Below are 16,143 nucleotides of genomic sequence, written 5' to 3' on the forward strand. Positions count from 1 at the left end.
CCTTACTGGGCAGCCTTGGCGTCGGCGCGTTCCTTGGCGATCAGCTGGTCAGCCAACTGCAGCGCCTCGTCCGGGCCGCCGGCCGAGCCGATATCGAAGCGGTACTTGCCATTGACCACCAGGGTCGGCACGCCGCTGATCTGGTAGGCCATTGCCAGTTTCTTGGCCTTCTCGATCTGGCCCTTGATGGCGAAGGAGTTGTAGGTGCTGAGGAACTTGTCCTTGTCCACGCCCTGCTCGGCGACGAAGTCAGCCATTTCTTCCGGAGTGGTCAGGGCCTTCGGGTTGTTGTGCAGCTTCTCGAAGACCGAGTGGTGCACCTTCTTCTCTACACCCATGGATTCCAGGGTCAGGAACAGTTGGCCGTGGATGTTCCACAGACCGCCGAACATGGCCGGGATACGCACGAAGTGAACGTCGGCCGGCAGCTTCTCGACCCACGGGTTGATGGTCGGTTCGAACGCATAGCAGTGCGGGCAGCCGTACCAGAACAGCTCCACCACCTCGATCTTGCCGGGCTGGGAGACCGGAACGGCCTGGTTCAGCTCGGTATAGTTCTTGCCCGCTTCGAAGTCGGCGGCGTTCGCGTTGACGGCGAACAGGCCGGCGAAGGCAAGAGCGGCGGTGAAAATCAGGTTACGCATGGTTCACTCCTTGGCTGAGCGGAACCGCCACGCTGCGGCGCGGCGGGATGAAGCGGTTTGACCGGAGGGGCCAGACACGGTTCCAGCATTGTAGTGGTGACGGATGCAAAAAAGGGTGGCCGAAGCCACCCTTTTTTTCCAAGCAGTTTTTCGCTCCGGCGTTTTCGCCGGATGCCCGCTTAGTGCAGGCCTTCGATGTAGCTGGAGATCGCAGCGATGTCCTTGTTGGACAGCTTGGCGGCGATGCTGCGCATGATCATGGCGTCGCCGTCGTTGGTGCGCTCGCCTTCGCGGAAAGCGGTCAGCTGCTTGGCGGTGTAGGCCGCGTGCTGGCCACCCAGGTGCGGGAAGCCGGCTTCGGCGTTGCCCTGGCCAGCCGGGTTGTGGCAACCGGTGCAGGCCGGCATGCCTTCGGCGAGCTTGCCGCCGCGGAACAGGGCTTCGCCCTGGGCGACCAGCTTGGGATCGGCGGCGCCGACGCTGCCATTCTGGCTGGCGAAGTAGCCGGCGATGTCGGCCAGGTCCTCATCGCTGAGGTTGGTCAGCAGGCCGGTCATTTCCAGCACGGTGCGCTTGCCGTCCTTGATGTCGTGCATCTGCTTGAGCAGGTAACGCTCACCCTGCCCGGCCAGTTTCGGGAAGTTGGGCGCCATGCTGTTGCCATCGGCACCGTGGCAGGCACCACAGACAGCAGCTTTCGCCTGACCGGCCTTGGCATCGCCAGCGGCGTTCGCCACACCGACAAGACCCAGGGTCAACAGCAGACTCACGATCAATTTGTTCATCAGCTAATCCAATAACGGCTAAGGGTGAAAGAGTAAGGCCCCGAGTTACTTCGACATCCACTGGATAATTGTCTGGTAGTCCTCGGCGCTGCAGTCGGTGCACAGGCCGCGAGGCGGCATCGCGTTGAAACCGTTGGTCACATGTTGCACCAGCGTGTCCATGCCCTTGTCCAGGCGTGGCTTCCAAGCGGCGGCGTCGCCCTTCTTCGGCGCCATTGGCAACTGACCATTGTGGCAGGCGCCACAGGCTCTGTTGAAAACGGCTTCCGGATCCTGGGCCGCCAGGGCGCTGGATGCCAGCGCGGCAACGATGGCTGCGAACAGCAGTTTCTTCATGATTATCCTCATCGCAGGGAACATCCGCGTTCTTGATTGCGCGGACTCCAACGTTCCCGTGTGGCTCGACCCTGGGGGATAAAGCGCACACAAAATCCGCGGCATTATATACTTCAGATGCCCAAACGGAAACGAAACCGCCCCCCGCGACACCGCGTCGCACCCGCCGCGAAGTTACCCATGTCCTCGAATAACGCTACGAAAAACCCGATTCTCGGCCTCTGCCAACAGGCCACTTTCCTTATCTCCGCCGCCAAGGTGAACCAGTGCCCGGAAGATTCCGGCCTGGAAGTCGCCTTCGCCGGCCGCTCCAACGCGGGCAAGTCCAGCGCGTTGAATGCGCTGACCCACGCGAACCTGGCACGCACCTCCAAGACCCCCGGCCGCACCCAGTTGCTGAACTTCTTCCGCCTGGATGACGAACGCCGCCTGGTCGACCTGCCCGGCTACGGCTACGCCAAGGTGCCGATTCCGCTGAAACTTCACTGGCAGCAGCACCTGGAAGCTTATCTCTCCAGCCGCAATGCGCTAGCCGGCGTGGTGCTGCTGATGGATATCCGTCATCCGCTGACCGATTTCGACCGCCTGATGCTCGACTGGGCCCAGGCCAGCCAGCTGCCGATCCACGTGCTGCTGACCAAGGCCGACAAGCTGGCCTACGGCGCGGCGAAGAACGCGCTGCTCAAGACCCGCAAGGAAATCCTCGACGGCTGGGGCGATGTCGCCACCCTGCAGCTGTTCTCGGCGCCCAAGCGCCAGGGTGTGGAGGAAGCGCAGCTGGTCCTGGCCGGCTGGCTCGGGCTGCTGGACGAGGAAGAAGAGGAGGCCGGCGAGGGGGCCTGAGGCCAAATCGCAGGCAAAAAAAACCCCGAGCTTCGTATGGGGAGGGGGAAGTTCGGGGTTTAAGTCCGGACCGCTAGGGCGGGGTCCAGTAATCTGCCAACACTAAACACTGCAAAGGAGCATCGAAGGGCTTCACCAGCCATTCACGAGTTCTGACTCGGCTCCTCGCGGGAAAGTTCAGCAGGTCACAAAAGATTTTTTCCGGCAGGTCCGCGGCAACCCGGACAATCGTGCCAGAAGGCCCGCCTGACGGGCCCTCCGACCGTTCGTCCAATCGTCAGTGCGCCTCATCCCAGTTCGCCCCGACACCGGCCTCGACGACCAACGGTACGTCCAGTTGCGCCGCGCCGCTCATTAGCGGCCGAATGCCATCACGGACCTGGTCAACCAGGTCTTCGCGTACTTCCAGCACCAGTTCATCGTGCACCTGGAGGATGACGCGGGCATCGATGCCGCTGTCCTGCAGCCAGTTATCCACAGCCACCATCGCACGCTTCATGATGTCCGCCGCGGTGCCCTGCATCGGCGCGTTGATCGCCGTGCGTTCGGCGGCCTTGCGCATGGCGCCGTTCTTCGAGGCGATTTCCGGCAGGTACAGGCGGCGGCCGAACAGGGTCTCGACGAAGCCCTGCTCGGCGGCCTGGGCGCGGGTGCGCTCCATGTAGGCCAGCACACCCGGATAACGGGCGAAGTAGCGGTCGATGTAGGCCTGGGCTTCCTTGCGCTCGACGCCGATCTGCTTGGCCAGGCCGAAGGCGCTCATGCCGTAGATCAGGCCGAAGTTGATCGCCTTGGCGCTACGGCGCTGATCGGAAGTCACCTCGTCCAGCGGTACGCCGAAGACTTCGGCGGCGGTGGCGCGGTGCACGTCGCGATCATGGCGGAAGGCGTCCAGCAGGCCTTCGTCCTTGGCCAGGTGGGCCATGATGCGCAGTTCGATCTGCGAATAGTCCGCCGCCAGCAGCTTGTAGCCCTTGGGCGCGACGAAGGCCTGGCGAATGCGCCGGCCTTCTGCGGTGCGGATCGGGATGTTCTGCAGGTTCGGGTCGCTGGAGGACAGCCGGCCGGTGGCCGCCACCGCCTGGTGGTAGCTGGTGTGGATGCGCCCGGTGCGCGGGTTGATCTGCTCCGGCAGCTTGTCGGTGTAGGTGCTCTTGAGTTTGCTCATGGAGCGGTACTGCATGATCACCTTGGGCAGCTCGTAATCCTGCTCGGCCAGCTCGGCGAGGACGTTTTCCGCTGTCGACGGCTGGCCAGTGGCAGTCTTCGACAACACCGGCAGCCCCAGCTTTTCATAAAGTACGGCGCCCAGTTGCTTGGGCGAGCCGAGGTTGAATTCTTCGCCCGCCAAGTCATAGGCCTGGCGCTGCAGCTCGACCATCTTCTCGCCCAGCTCGACACTCTGCTTGCCCAGCAGGTTGGCGTCGACCAGTGCACCATTCCGCTCGATACGCGCCAGCACCGGCACCAGCGGCATTTCGATCTCGGTCAGAACCTTGGCCAGCGACGGGATAGCTTCCAGCTTCTGCCACAGCGTCTGGTGCAGACGCAGGGTGACGTCGGCGTCTTCAGCGGCGTAGGGGCCGGCCTGCTCCAGGGCGATCTGGTCGAAGGTCAGTTGCTTGGCGCCCTTGCCGGCGATGTCCTCGAAGCGGATGGTGCTGTGGCCGAGGTACTTCAGCGCCAGGCTGTCCATGTCGTGGCGGGTCGCGGTGGAGTCCAGCACGTAGGATTCGAGCATGGTGTCGTAGGCGATGCCCTGCACGGCGATGGGCGTCGAAGCGTTGGCCAGGACATTCATGTCGTACTTGGCGTGCTGGCCGACCTTGCGCTTCTTCGGGTCTTCCAGCAGCGGCTTGAGCGCCTTGAGCACGGCATCGCGGTCCAGCTGCGCCGGAACGCCCATATAGCTGTGCGCCAGCGGTACGTAGGCGGCCTCGCCTTCGGTCACCGCAAAGGACACGCCCACGACCTGGGCCTGCTGCGGGTCGAGGCTGGTGGTTTCGGTGTCGAAGGCGATCAGGTCGGCGGCTTCCAGCTTCTTCAGCCAGGCATCGAACTGGCTCTGTTCCAGGACGATCTCGTAGCGCTTCTCCGCCGCTGCAGCCGGAGCCTCTTCCAGCGCGAGCTGGGGAGTTCCGGCCTTGGCCGCCTGGCGTTGCAGGTCGTCCAACCCGGTCTTGAATTCCAGGGTGCGGTACAGCTCGGTCAGCGCCTCGCGGTCCGGCTCGCCGGGGTGCAGGGCATCGATCTCGATGTTCAGTTCGACATCGCACTTGATGGTCGCGAGCTTGTAGGACAGGTAGGCCATGTCCTTGTGCTCTTCGAGCTTGGCCGGCAGGCCCTTGGCACCGCGGATCGGCAGCTCGGGCACCTTGTTCAGGCTGGCGTAGAGCACATCCAGGCCGCCACCCACGCCGGTGAGCAGGCCGAGGGCGGTTTTCTCGCCGACGCCGGGCACGCCGGGAATGTTGTCGACCTTGTCGCCCATCAGCGCCAGGTAATCGATGATCAGTTCAGGACCGACACCGAATTTCTCTTTAACGCCATCCACGTCGAGCACGCTACCGGTCATGGTATTGACCAGCGTAATGTGCCCGTCGACCAGCTGCGCCATGTCCTTGTCACCGGTGGAGATCACCACCGCCCGGCCTCCGGCCGCGCTCTGCCGGGCCAGGGTTCCGATCACGTCGTCCGCTTCCACACCTTCCACACACAGCAGTGGCAGGCCGAGGGCACGCACGGTGGCGTGCAGCGGTTCCACCTGCACGCGCAGGTCGTCCGGCATCGAGGGACGGTTGGCCTTGTATTCGGCAAACATCTCGTCGCGGAAGGTCCCGCCCTTGGCATCGAAGACCACCGCAAAGGGGCTGTCCGGGTACTGCTTGCGCAGGCTCTTGAGCATGTTCAGCACGCCCTTCACCGCTCCCGTGGGCATGCCGGTAGAGGTCATCAGCGGCGGCAGGGCATGGAAGGCGCGATACAGGTAGGACGAGCCGTCCACGAGGACGAGGGGTGCTTGGCTCATGAGGGGAATCAACCTTTTCAGAAGGGCTCGGGCTAAAATGTCCGTAGCCAATTCGACAAAGGGACAAGGTTATCATGCGTACGTTGAACCGCCTGTTGCTCGCCGCTCTACTGGGTCTTGGCGCGACTTCCGTCATGGCGGCGGACGACGCCCCGACGCCGGAACCGGATGTGACCATCCGCCAGGAGGGCGACAAGACCATCCAGGAATACCGCGTCAACGGTTTCCTTTACGCCATCAAGGTCATCCCCAAGCATGGCAAGCCGTACTTCCTGGTGCGCCAGGATGGCAGCGACGGCAACTTCATCCGCTCGGACCAGCCCGACAAGCTGATTCCGCAGTGGCAGATCTTCAGCTGGTAAACCTTCCCGCCCACGACGCTCCAGAGGATTGAGCATGTCGGTATTCACGCCTCTGGAACGTCCGGTTCTCGAAGACTTCCTCGCCCCCTATGGCCTCGGCCGCCTGCGCGACTTCCGCGGCATCGCCGAAGGGTCGGAGAACAGCAACTTCTTCGTCAGCCTGGAGCAGGGCGAGTTCGTCCTGACCCTGGTCGAGCGCGGCCCGGTGCAGGAAATGCCGTTCTTCATCGAGTTGCTCGACGTGCTCCACGAAGCCGATCTGCCGGTGCCCTACGCCCTGCGCACGAAGGACGGCGAGGCGCTGCGTCAGCTCGCGGGCAAGCCCGCGCTGCTGCAGCCACGCCTGGCTGGCCGCCACGAGCGCACACCGAACAACCATCACTGCCAGGAAGTCGGCGATCTGCTGGCCCGCCTGCACCTGGCGACCCGCGGGCGAATCATCGAGCGCCCCAGCGACCGTGGTCTGAGCTGGATGCTGCATGAAGGCGAGACGATGCAGTCGCACCTTTCCGGCAACGCCGCGACTCTGCTGGGCGATGCGCTGGAAGAAATTGCCCGCCTGCTCGCCGAACAACCGGCACTGCCGCGCGCCAACCTGCACGCCGACCTGTTCCGCGACAACGTGCTGTTCGACGGCCCGCACCTGGCGGGGGTGATCGACTTCTACAACGCCAGTTCCGGCTGGATGCTCTACGACCTGGCAATCACCGTGAACGACTGGTGCTCAAACGACGACGGCGCCCTCGATGGTCCGCGCGCGCGCGCGTTGCTGGCGGCTTATGCATCGAAGCGGCCGTTCACCGCGCTGGAGGCCGAGCTGTGGCCGGAGATGCTGCGGGTGGCTTGCGTGCGCTTCTGGCTGTCACGGCTGATCGCCGCCGAGGCGTTCGCCGGGCAGGATGTACTGATCCACGATCCGCAGGAGTTCGAACGGCGACTGGCGCAGCGGCAGACGGTGGGGGTTCACCTGCCGTTTGCGCTGTAAACGCTCCGACGGCTCTTCGTAGGAGCGAGCTTGCTCGCGAACCTGCTCCGCTGCGGGGCCTGTTCGCGAGCAAGCTCGCTCCTACAGAAAAGCAGTCCGGTGCAATACAGGAGGTGTGAAGATCAAACGAGGCGCCGGCATCCCTGCCGTTGATCCTCTGCTCAAGGTCAACCCCGGCCTGGCCATCCATGGCCGGGCGTTCGCCGGGCGACGCCTGCGGGCGCCGTAAAGATCTAATTCGGCGCTGGCATCCTTGCCGTTTCTCCTCTGCTCAAGTTCAGCCCCGGCCCGACCATCCATGGCCGGGCGTTCGCTGGCGCAACGCAGGCGTTGCGAAACCCCAGCTCACCCACACTTCGAATGGCCGCAGTTGAGGCAGGTGGCACAGCCATCCATCTGCACCACCGCCATGGTGTTGCACTTGCCGCACAGTTGGGCGCCGGAGGGGAAGCCTTCGCCAGGTTCGGCCTTGTTGGTGCCTTGGGCTGCCTCGTAGGCGGCGCGCTTCTCGGCCAGGTACAGGCGCTGTTCCTCGTCCAGTTGCGGGCCTTCCATCAGGCCGATGGCAACCATATGGCGCTCGATGACCGCACCGATTTCGGCGACGATCGACGGCATATAGATGCCGCCGCGCTTCAGGTAGCCGCCGCGCGGGTCGAACACCGCCTTCATTTCTTCCACCAGGAAGGTGCAGTCGCCGCCCTTGCGGAACACCGCGGACATGATCCGGGTGAGCGCGACGATCCACTGGAAGTGGTCCATGTTCTTCGAATTGATGAAGATCTCGAACGGCCGGCGCTGCTCGTACGGGGTATCCGGGTTGAGCACCACGTCATTGATGGTCACGTACAGCGCATGCTCGAACAGCGGCGACTTGATCTTGTAGGTCGCGCCTACCAGCAATTCCGGGCGCTGCAGGGTTTCATCCATCTTCACCACGGCGGCGGCCGCGGCGGCTTCCACGCGGGCCTTTTCCTCGGCCACGTCCACCACCTGGAAGCCTTTGATCTTCTGGTTGATCTTGACGCTCATAGCTCTCTCCAGGGGTCTCAGTACTTACCGTAATAGCCTTCTTTCAGGGCGTCGAAGAGGTTGGCGGCGGTATGCATCTCACCGTCGTACTCCACCTCCTCGTTGCCCTTGAGTTCGACCACGCTGCCATCTTCCAGCTCGAAGCGGTACACCGTCTTCTCCAGGTCCGATTCCTTGACCAGCACGCCCTGGAAGGCCGCCGGGTTGAAGCGGAAGGTGGTGCAGCCCTTCAGGCCCTGGCGCCAGGCGTAGAGGTAGATGTCCTTGAAGTCCTCGAACGGGTAGTCGGTGGGGACGTTGGCGGTCTTGGAAATCGACGAGTCGATCCACTTCTGCGCGGCGGCCTGGATATCGACATGCTGCTGCGGAGTGATGTCGTCGGCGGTGATGAAGTAGTCCGGCAGGCGGTGCTTCTCTTCTTCGGCGCCCGGCACGGCGTGGTTGTCCACCTGGTCGCGGTAGGCCAGCAACTCGTAGCTGAAGACCGAGATCTTCTCCTTGGTCTTGCGCCCGGGGCGGATCAGGTTGCGCGAATAGTGGTGGGCGAAGCTCGGCTCGATGCCGTTGGAGGCATTGTTGGCCAGGCTCAGGCTGATGGTGCCGGTGGGCGCGATGGAGCTGTGGTGAGTGAAGCGTGCGCCGTGCTCGGCCAGTTCCTCGATCAGTTGCGGTGCATGCTCGGCGACGCGCTGCATGTAGCGCGAGTACTTTGCATGCAGGACGCGCCCCGCAACCTTGTCGCCCACCTTTAGGCCATCGGCCTTCATTTCCGGGCGCTTGCGCAGCATTTCGGCGGTGACTTCGTACTCCTTCACCAGCGCCGGCGCCGGGCCTTTCTCGCGGGACAGTTCCAGCGCCACTTCCCAGCCCACCAGGGCCATCTCGCGCGCCACTTCTTCGGTGAACACGCAGGCTTCCGGGCTGCCGTAGCGCAGCTTGAGCAGGGTCAGCGCCGAGCCCAGGCCGAGGAAGCCCATGCCATGGCGACGCTTGCCGAGGATTTCCGCGCGCTGCTGTTCCAGCGGCAGGCCGTTGATCTCCACCACGTTGTCGAGCATGCGGGTGAACACGCGGACCACCTCACGGTAGCGCTCCCAGTCGAAGCGCGCGTTGTCACCGAAGGCGTCGACCACGAAGCTGGTCAGGTTCACCGAACCCAGCAGGCAGGAGCCATAGGGTGGCAGCGGTTGCTCGCCACAGGGGTTGGTGGCGCGGATCGCCTCGCACCACCAGTTGTTGTTCATCTCGTTGACCCGGTCGATCAGGATGAACCCCGGCTCGGCGTAGTCGTAGGTGGACACCATGATCATGTCCCACAGGTGCCGCGCCTTGACCCGCCCGTAGACCTTGCAGGCCACGCGGCCGTCGTCGCCCACCAGGTAGTTGTCGTGTACCGGCCAGTCGCGCCAGACGACTTCGTCCGGGTTGTTCAGGTCGACTTCGTCGCGCTCCTTCGCGTGGATCGGGAACACCAGCGGCCAGTCCTCATCGACTTCCACCGCGTGCATGAAGCCATCGGTGATCAGCAGACTCAGGTTGAACTGGCGCAGGCGGCCGTCTTCACGCTTGGCGCGGATGAACTCGCGGACGTCCGGATGGCTGACGTCGAAGGTGCCCATCTGCGCGCCGCGCCGCCCCCCGGCGGAGCTGACGGTGAAGCACATCTTGTCGTAGATATCCATGAACGACAGCGGCCCGCTGGTGTGTGCGCCGGCGCCGGAGACGTAGGCGCCGCGCGGGCGCAGGGTGCTGAATTCGTAACCGATGCCGCAACCGGCCTTGAGCGTCAGCCCGGCCTCGTGGACCTTCTCCAGGATGTCGTCCATGGAGTCACGGATGATCCCGGAGACGGTGCAGTTGATGGTCGAGGTGGCCGGCTTGTGCCCCTGCGCGCCAGCGTTGGAGATGATCCGCCCGGCCGGGATGGCGCCATTGCGCAAGGCCCATAGGAAGCGCTCGTACCAGTGCTCGCGCAGGGCCTTGTTCGCCTCGACGTCGGCCAGGGCGCGGGCGATGCGCTGCCAGGTCTCGTCGACGCTGCCGTCGATGGGTTTACCGCTCTTGTGCTTGAGGCGGTACTTGCTGTCCCAGATATCCTGCGAGGCAGGTTGCAGGGCGAGAACTCCTTGGTCGGCGCCGCGTGGGCGCGCATCGGTCTTGGCCATCCGAGAAATAACCTCCTGTCGGTTGGGTGGCAGGGCGCAAAGGAGCGCGAGTAGACCCAATATGTAGACACAGAAGACTGATCGGCATCAATATCTTGTGCCTGGCTCGCACCATTACACACGATAGACGGTTGACCGGAAGACGCTGAAAAACAAGCACGAAGGCGACGATTGGCGGGGCGTCGGCCGCAAATCAGGCAGGGAAGTTTCAGGCAGGAATGGTGCGACGATCAGGCGCGGCGATGGGCTTTCGTAGGAGGGGACTTCGTCCCCGATGTTGTCCGGCGCGAGGCGAACCTATCGCGGACGAAGTCCGCTCCTACGCTCAGGTCGGGTTCAGGGGCGCATAAAGCGGAACGCTTTATCCGCCATCCGAAGCTCAGCGGCGGATAACGCTCGAGGCGTTATTCGCCCTACGATCAGGGAAGCTACGGCAGCAGCCCGAATCAAAGCTTCTCCAGGCACCCGGCAAACTCATCCGCCAGATTGCCCAGCAGATTCTCGTAGCCCTGGGCATCGACCTTCACCCCCACGCCCAGGTCATCCAGCTCGGCCAGGCGCACCGGCAGGCCCTGGCTCAGGGTGTCGGCCAGGCGCGGGCGGATCGGCGGCTCGCTGAAAATGCAGGACGGCCCGGCCTTCTGCAGTTGCGCACGCATCATGGCGACGTGCCGGGCCCCCGGCTGCACATCGGCGGACACCGCGAAAACCCCGGCATGGCGCAGGCCATAGGCCTCTTCGAAGTAGTCGAAGGCTTCGTGGAAGACGAAGAACGGCTTGCCCTTGAGCGGATCGATGCGCTGCTGCAGGCGGGTATTGAGTTGCTCCATGCGCTCGTCGAAGGCCTTCAGGTTGGCCTGGTAGCGGCTGGCATTGGTCGGGTCGGCGATGGCCAGGTCCTCGGCCATGCGCGCGGCGATCACCTGGGCGTTGGCCGGCAGCAACCAGAGGTGGGCGTCGATCATGCCGGGGCGATGATCGTGATCATGGCCGAGATCGTCATGATCATCGTCGTGCTCCGGATGATTCGATTGGCTGAAGTCGGCGAACTTGCGCAGGTGCATGCCGGCCTGGTCCTGCAGCGCCACGCTCGGGCCCTTGCGGCTGCCCAGCACCTTGGGCAGGAAGTTCTCCAGGTCCGGGCCGACCCAGTAGAACAGTTGCGCATCGCGCACACGACGGATGTCCGAGGGGCGCAGCGAGTAGCTGTGCGGCGAGGCGCCCGGCGGCAGCAGCACGTCCGGCGCGCCTTCGCCGTCCTGGATGGCGGCAGCGATCAGTTGCAGCGGCTTGATGCTGGTCAGCACGCTGACCTCGGCACGCACGGGAAGGCTGAGCAGCAGCGCGCAGGCGGCGGTCAGCAGGGCGACGGGACGGAAGGACACGGCGGCACTCACACAGGGGAGAGATGAAAGAGTAATATAATAACGTCTCTGAACCCGAGCGTCGCCGCGCATGTACAAGATCGCCCCGAAGACTCCCCTCGCCTGCCGCCCGCACGACCACGCCAACTGCGTGGCCAGCGCCCTGGCCGACGCCGACGCGCTGTGCGCGCGCCAGGGCGTGCGCCTGACCGAGCTGCGCCGGCGTGTGCTGGAGCTGGTCTGGGCAAGCCACAAGCCGCTGGGCGCCTACGACATTCTCGCCGTGCTGAGCGAGGAAGACGGCCGCAAGGCGGCGCCGCCGACGGTCTACCGCGCGCTGGACTTCCTCCTGGAAAACGGCCTGGTGCACCGCATCGCCTCGCTCAACGCCTTCATCGGCTGCGCACACCCGGAACACGCCCACGAAGGCCAGTTCCTGATCTGCCGCGCCTGCCACACCGCCATCGAGCTGGAACAGCCAGCCATCAGCGAGGCCATCGTGGCTGGCGCCAAGGGCGTCGGCTTCGCCGTGGAAACCCAGACCGTCGAGATCGTCGGCCTCTGCGGCGCCTGCGCCCCCGGCCAGCAGGAGGCGTGATGAGCGACGCCCTGATCCGCCTGCAAGGCGTCGGCGTCAGTTATGGCGGCCAGGCGGTGCTGCAGAACGTCGACCTGACCATCGCTCCCGGCGAGATCGTCACCCTGATCGGCCCCAACGGTGCCGGCAAGACGACCCTGGTGCGCAGCGTGCTCGGCCTGCTCAAGCCCGACACCGGCAGCGTCTGGCGCGCGCCGAAGCTGTCCATCGGCTATATGCCGCAGAAACTCCACGTCGACCCGACCCTGCCGCTCACCGTCTTCCGCTTCCTCCGTCTGGTGCCCGGTGTGCAGCGCACCCAGGCGCTCGACGCGCTGAAGGAAGTCGGCGCGGCACACGTAATCGACAAGCCGCTGCAGAGTGTTTCCGGCGGCGAGTTGCAGCGCGTGCTGCTGGCTCGCGCCCTGCTGCGCAAACCGGAACTATTGGTGCTTGACGAGCCCGTGCAGGGCGTCGACGTCGCCGGCCAGGCCGAGCTCTATCGCCTGATCGGCCGCCTGCGCGACCGCCTCGGCTGCGGCGTGCTGATGGTTTCCCACGACCTGCACCTGGTGATGAGCGCCACCGACAAGGTGGTCTGCCTGAACCGCCACGTCTGCTGCTCCGGGCATCCGGAACAGGTCAGCGGCGATCCGGCCTTCGTCGAGCTGTTCGGCCAGGATGCCCGCAGCCTGGCGGTCTATCACCACCACCACGACCATTCCCACGACCTGCACGGCGAGGTGGTGAAACCCGCCTTCCCCGCCGGCACGCGCTTTACGCCGGTCCACCAGCACGGCCCCGACTGCAACCATGGCTGATTTCCTGCTCAACGCCCTCCTCGCCGGGCTGGCCCTGGCGGTTGTCGCCGGGCCCCTGGGTTCGTTCGTCGTCTGGCGACGCATGGCCTACTTTGGCGACACCCTGTCCCATGCCGCCCTGCTCGGCGTCGCCCTTGGCTTCCTGCTGGACGTCAGCCCGACGCTGGCGGTGACCGTCGGCTGCGTGCTGCTCGCCGTGCTGCTGGTCACCCTGCAGCAACGCCAGCCGCTGGCCGCCGACACCCTGCTCGGCATCCTCGCCCATAGCACGCTGTCGCTGGGCCTGGTGACCCTGAGCTTCATGAAGGAAGTGCGCGTCGACCTGATGGCTTATCTGTTCGGCGACCTGCTCGCCGTCAGCCACACCGACCTGCTGTGGATAGTCGCCGGCAGCGCCCTGGTGCTGGGGCTGATCTGCTGGCTGTGGCGGCCGTTGCTGGCAATCACCGTGCACGAGGAACTGGCGCGGGTCGAAGGCCTGCCGGTCACCGCCATCCGTCTGGCGCTGATGCTGCTGATCGCCATTGTCATCGCCGTGGCCATGAAGATCGTCGGCGTGCTGCTGATCACCTCGCTGCTGATCATCCCCGCCGCCGCCGCCCAGCGGCACGCCCGCAGCCCCGAACAGATGGCCTTCGGCGCCAGCCTGATCGGCCTGGTGGCGGTGTGTGCCGGGCTCTCGCTGTCCTGGTTCAAGGACACCCCCGCCGGCCCCTCCATCGTGGTCAGCGCGGCGGCCCTGTTCCTGCTGAGTTTTGTCCTGCCGCGCCGGACGGTGTAGAATTTGGCGATTTTTTGATCAAAAGAGACCCTGACGCATGAAGTCGTTCGTCATCCGCCTGTTCTCGCTGATGGCCCTGGCGCTGGCCCTGACAGCCTGCCAGAGCACCGCGAGCAATCCGGCCAACAGCAGTGGCTTCGAAACCGAACTGGCCGCCGGCCGTCTGGAATCCGCGCAGCTTGCGCTGGGTTCCGAGCAGGAAGACGCCACCCAGCTCGCCGAGCGCCGCAAGCGCCTGGCCGACGCCTACCTGGAACGCAGCCGCGAAGCCCTGGCCAAGGGCGACGTCAACGGCGCCACCACCGCCCTGACCCGCGCCCGCTCGCTGATGCCCCGCGCCCCCGGTGTTGCGGCTGATGTCAGCGGCCTGCAGAAGCCCGCCGCACCCGGCGCTCAGCCAACCTGCACGCCGTAAGCCCACGGGCACCCGTTCGTGGTGCCCGTTATTCCCTTTTGTTCCGCAGTTAGTTGAACAAAGATTAATCAGCCATAAAAAAGCAGGTTAAAATGCGCGGTTTTGGCTGACCGCCTACGTTTGTCGTCTATCCCTCGACAACTTGGTAGGTCCCGAATCTGTTTAGGGCTTGCGAGCTAGAGCAGTACAAGGCGAAAACAGGCGAGAAAGCGGAGTCTACTCACGCGTAGATGAGCATTTCTCGCCTGTTCTCAACGCCGTAATGCCGCCGCGCAGCACGCCATGAACAGGTTCCCACACGCCGTACCCACAAGGTTTGCTACGTGATCGAATTCCACGACGTCCACAAGACCTATCGCGTCGCCGGACGCGATATCCCGGCCCTGCAGCCGACCCGCCTGAGCATCCAGGGCGGCCAGGTGTTCGGCCTGATCGGCCATTCCGGCGCCGGTAAAAGCACCCTGCTGCGCCTGATCAACCGCCTGGAAGAACCCAGTGGCGGGCGCATCGTCATCGACGGCGAAGACATCACCGCCCTCGACGCCGACGGCCTGCGCCGTTTCCGCCAGCGCGTCGGGATGATCTTCCAGCACTTCAACCTGCTGGCCTCGAAGACCGTCGCCGACAACATCGCCATGCCGATGAAGCTCGCCGGTACCTTCAGCGCCGCCGAGATCAGCGCACGGGTGGACGAACTGCTCGAGCGCGTCGGCCTCCAGGACCACGCCCGCAAATACCCGGCGCAGCTGTCCGGCGGCCAGAAGCAGCGCGTCGGCATCGCCCGCGCCCTGGCCTGCCGACCGACCATCCTGCTCTGTGACGAGGCCACCAGCGCCCTCGACCCGCAGACCACCGGCCAGGTCCTGCAACTGCTGGCGGAAATCAACCGCGAGCTGAAGCTGACCATCGTCCTCATCACCCACGAGATGGACGTGATCCGCCGCGTCTGCGACCAGGTAGCGGTGATGGATGCCGGCAACATCGTTGAACAGGGCGACGTCGCCGACGTGTTCCTCCATCCGCAGCACGACACCACCCGCCGCTTCGTCTTCGAGGCCGAGCGAGTGGACGAGGACGAGCAGCACGACGACTTTGCCCACGTGCCGGGCCGCATCCTGCGCCTGACCTTCCGTGGCGAGGCGACCTACGCACCGCTGCTGGGCACCGTGGCGCGCCAGACCGGGGTCGACTACAGCATCCTCGCGGGGCGCATCGACCGCATCAAGGACCAGCCCTACGGCCAGCTCACCCTGTCCCTGGTGGGCGGTGACATCGAGGCCGCGATGGCACAGCTGAACGCCGCCGAAGTCCACGTCGAGGTGCTGCGCGCATGAGCGAGTTCTTTTCCAATATCGACTGGTCGGAAATTCTCCAGGCCAGCATCGACACCTTCTGGATGCTCGGCGGCTCGCTGCTGTTCACCATCGTCCTGGGCCTGCCGCTGGGTGTGCTGCTGTTCCTCACCGGGCCCAAGCAGATGTTCGAGAACCGCGCGGTCTACGCCCTGCTGTCCTTCGTGGTGAACGTGCTGCGCTCGCTGCCCTTCATCATTCTGCTGATCGTGATGATCCCCTTCACCGTGCTGATCACCGGCACTTCGCTGGGCGTCGCCGGGGCGATTCCGCCGCTGGTGGTGGGCGCCACGCCGTTCTTCGCGCGCCTGGTGGAAACCGCCTTGCGCGAGGTGGACAAGGGCATCATCGAAGCGACCCAGGCGATGGGCGCCAGCACCCGCCAGATCATCTGGAACGCGCTGCTGCCCGAAGCCCGCCCGGGCATCATCGCCGCCATCACCGTCACCGCCATCACCCTGGTGTCCTACACCGCGATGGCCGGCGTGGTGGGCGCCGGCGGCCTCGGCGACCTGGCCATCCGCTTCGGCTACCAGCGCTTCCAGACCGACGTGATGGTGGTCACCGTGGTGATGCTGCTGGTGCTCGTACAGATTCTGCAGACCGTCGGCGACAAGCTGGTGGTCCACTTCTCCCGCAAGTAACCGACTGGC

Annotated in this window: 16 protein-coding genes; 9 read left to right on the forward strand and 7 right to left on the reverse strand. The window is 64.8% G+C overall.

The window, feature by feature from the left end; genetic code table 11:
* Nucleotides 1-2: 2 nt before the first annotated feature.
* The 3 genes from N5C91_RS07585 to N5C91_RS07595 all read right to left on the reverse strand — a co-directional run bounded on the left by N5C91_RS07585 (nucleotide 3) and on the right by N5C91_RS07595 (nucleotide 1,765).
* Entirely contained in the window at nucleotides 3-644 is a 642-nt protein-coding gene (locus N5C91_RS07585; protein WP_236172194.1) for a thiol:disulfide interchange protein DsbA/DsbL, read from the reverse strand.
* 179 nt (nucleotides 645-823) lie between these two features.
* On the reverse strand, nucleotides 824-1,429 hold the full coding sequence (locus N5C91_RS07590) for a c-type cytochrome (protein ID WP_279828770.1): 606 nt from the start codon (nucleotides 1,427-1,429) through the stop codon (nucleotides 824-826).
* Between the two features lie 45 nt (nucleotides 1,430-1,474).
* Complete coding sequence (locus N5C91_RS07595) at nucleotides 1,475-1,765, reverse strand: c-type cytochrome (RefSeq protein WP_017521244.1); 291 nt, start codon at nucleotides 1,763-1,765, stop codon at nucleotides 1,475-1,477.
* Nucleotides 1,766-1,945: 180 nt separating this feature from the next.
* Here N5C91_RS07595 and yihA point away from each other — a divergent pair, with 180 nt between their 5' ends.
* Nucleotides 1,946-2,608, forward strand: a complete 663-nt coding sequence (yihA, locus tag N5C91_RS07600; protein WP_279828771.1) for a ribosome biogenesis GTP-binding protein YihA/YsxC — start codon at nucleotides 1,946-1,948, stop codon at nucleotides 2,606-2,608.
* A 277-nt stretch (nucleotides 2,609-2,885) separates the two neighbouring features.
* Here the strand turns inward: yihA and polA are convergent, their stop codons facing one another.
* Nucleotides 2,886-5,636, reverse strand: a complete 2,751-nt coding sequence (gene polA, locus N5C91_RS07605) for a DNA polymerase I (protein ID WP_279828772.1) — start codon at nucleotides 5,634-5,636, stop codon at nucleotides 2,886-2,888.
* A 74-nt stretch (nucleotides 5,637-5,710) separates the two neighbouring features.
* On the opposite strand from polA, the gene N5C91_RS07610 reads away from it, so the two are divergent.
* Together N5C91_RS07610 and N5C91_RS07615 are read left to right on the forward strand one after the other, a co-directional pair.
* Nucleotides 5,711-5,998, forward strand: a complete 288-nt coding sequence (locus N5C91_RS07610; protein WP_205338483.1) for a DUF2782 domain-containing protein — start codon at nucleotides 5,711-5,713, stop codon at nucleotides 5,996-5,998.
* Nucleotides 5,999-6,032: 34 nt separating this feature from the next.
* A complete protein-coding gene (locus N5C91_RS07615; RefSeq protein WP_279828774.1) occupies nucleotides 6,033-6,983 on the forward strand; it encodes a homoserine kinase in 951 nt (316 codons plus the stop codon).
* A 345-nt stretch (nucleotides 6,984-7,328) separates the two neighbouring features.
* On the opposite strand, the gene N5C91_RS07620 is transcribed toward N5C91_RS07615, so the two are convergent.
* From N5C91_RS07620 to znuA, 3 genes are all read right to left on the reverse strand, one after another.
* Complete coding sequence (locus N5C91_RS07620) at nucleotides 7,329-8,015, reverse strand: NrdJb (protein ID WP_236172199.1); 687 nt, start codon at nucleotides 8,013-8,015, stop codon at nucleotides 7,329-7,331.
* A 17-nt stretch (nucleotides 8,016-8,032) separates the two neighbouring features.
* The gene (locus tag N5C91_RS07625) at nucleotides 8,033-10,180 is read right to left on the reverse strand and encodes an adenosylcobalamin-dependent ribonucleoside-diphosphate reductase (RefSeq protein ID WP_236172200.1); all 2,148 of its coding nucleotides are present in this window, start codon (nucleotides 10,178-10,180) and stop codon (nucleotides 8,033-8,035) included.
* Nucleotides 10,181-10,626: 446 nt separating this feature from the next.
* A complete protein-coding gene (gene znuA, locus N5C91_RS07630) occupies nucleotides 10,627-11,565 on the reverse strand; it encodes a zinc ABC transporter substrate-binding protein ZnuA (RefSeq protein ID WP_279828778.1) in 939 nt (312 codons plus the stop codon).
* Between the two features lie 70 nt (nucleotides 11,566-11,635).
* Between znuA and zur the strand changes: the two genes are divergently transcribed.
* The 6 genes from zur to N5C91_RS07660 all read left to right on the forward strand — a co-directional run bounded on the left by zur (nucleotide 11,636) and on the right by N5C91_RS07660 (nucleotide 16,134).
* On the forward strand, nucleotides 11,636-12,142 hold the full coding sequence (zur, locus tag N5C91_RS07635) for a zinc uptake transcriptional repressor Zur (protein ID WP_236172202.1): 507 nt from the start codon (nucleotides 11,636-11,638) through the stop codon (nucleotides 12,140-12,142).
* Nucleotides 12,142-12,942, forward strand: coding sequence for a zinc ABC transporter ATP-binding protein ZnuC (gene znuC, locus N5C91_RS07640; RefSeq protein ID WP_205338476.1), 801 nt, complete (start codon nucleotides 12,142-12,144; stop codon nucleotides 12,940-12,942). Before zur ends, znuC begins: the two co-directional genes overlap by 1 nt.
* On the forward strand, nucleotides 12,935-13,723 hold the full coding sequence (znuB, locus tag N5C91_RS07645) for a zinc ABC transporter permease subunit ZnuB (RefSeq protein ID WP_236201628.1): 789 nt from the start codon (nucleotides 12,935-12,937) through the stop codon (nucleotides 13,721-13,723). Before znuC ends, znuB begins: the two co-directional genes overlap by 8 nt.
* A gap of 37 nt (nucleotides 13,724-13,760) precedes the next feature.
* Nucleotides 13,761-14,138 carry a hypothetical protein gene (locus N5C91_RS07650; RefSeq protein ID WP_236172204.1) on the forward strand — a complete coding sequence of 126 codons (378 nt, stop codon included), beginning with the start codon at nucleotides 13,761-13,763 and terminating at the stop codon, nucleotides 14,136-14,138.
* Between the two features lie 323 nt (nucleotides 14,139-14,461).
* Nucleotides 14,462-15,472, forward strand: a complete 1,011-nt coding sequence (locus N5C91_RS07655; RefSeq protein WP_279828783.1) for a methionine ABC transporter ATP-binding protein — start codon at nucleotides 14,462-14,464, stop codon at nucleotides 15,470-15,472.
* Entirely contained in the window at nucleotides 15,469-16,134 is a 666-nt protein-coding gene (locus N5C91_RS07660) for a methionine ABC transporter permease (protein WP_236172206.1), read from the forward strand. The genes N5C91_RS07655 and N5C91_RS07660 overlap by 4 nt, the downstream gene beginning before the upstream one ends.
* Nucleotides 16,135-16,143: the final 9 nt, after the last annotated feature.

Source organism: Pseudomonas sp. GD03903 (assembly GCF_029840045.1).
Taxonomy (GTDB): Bacteria; Pseudomonadota; Gammaproteobacteria; order Pseudomonadales; family Pseudomonadaceae; genus Pseudomonas; species Pseudomonas pseudonitroreducens.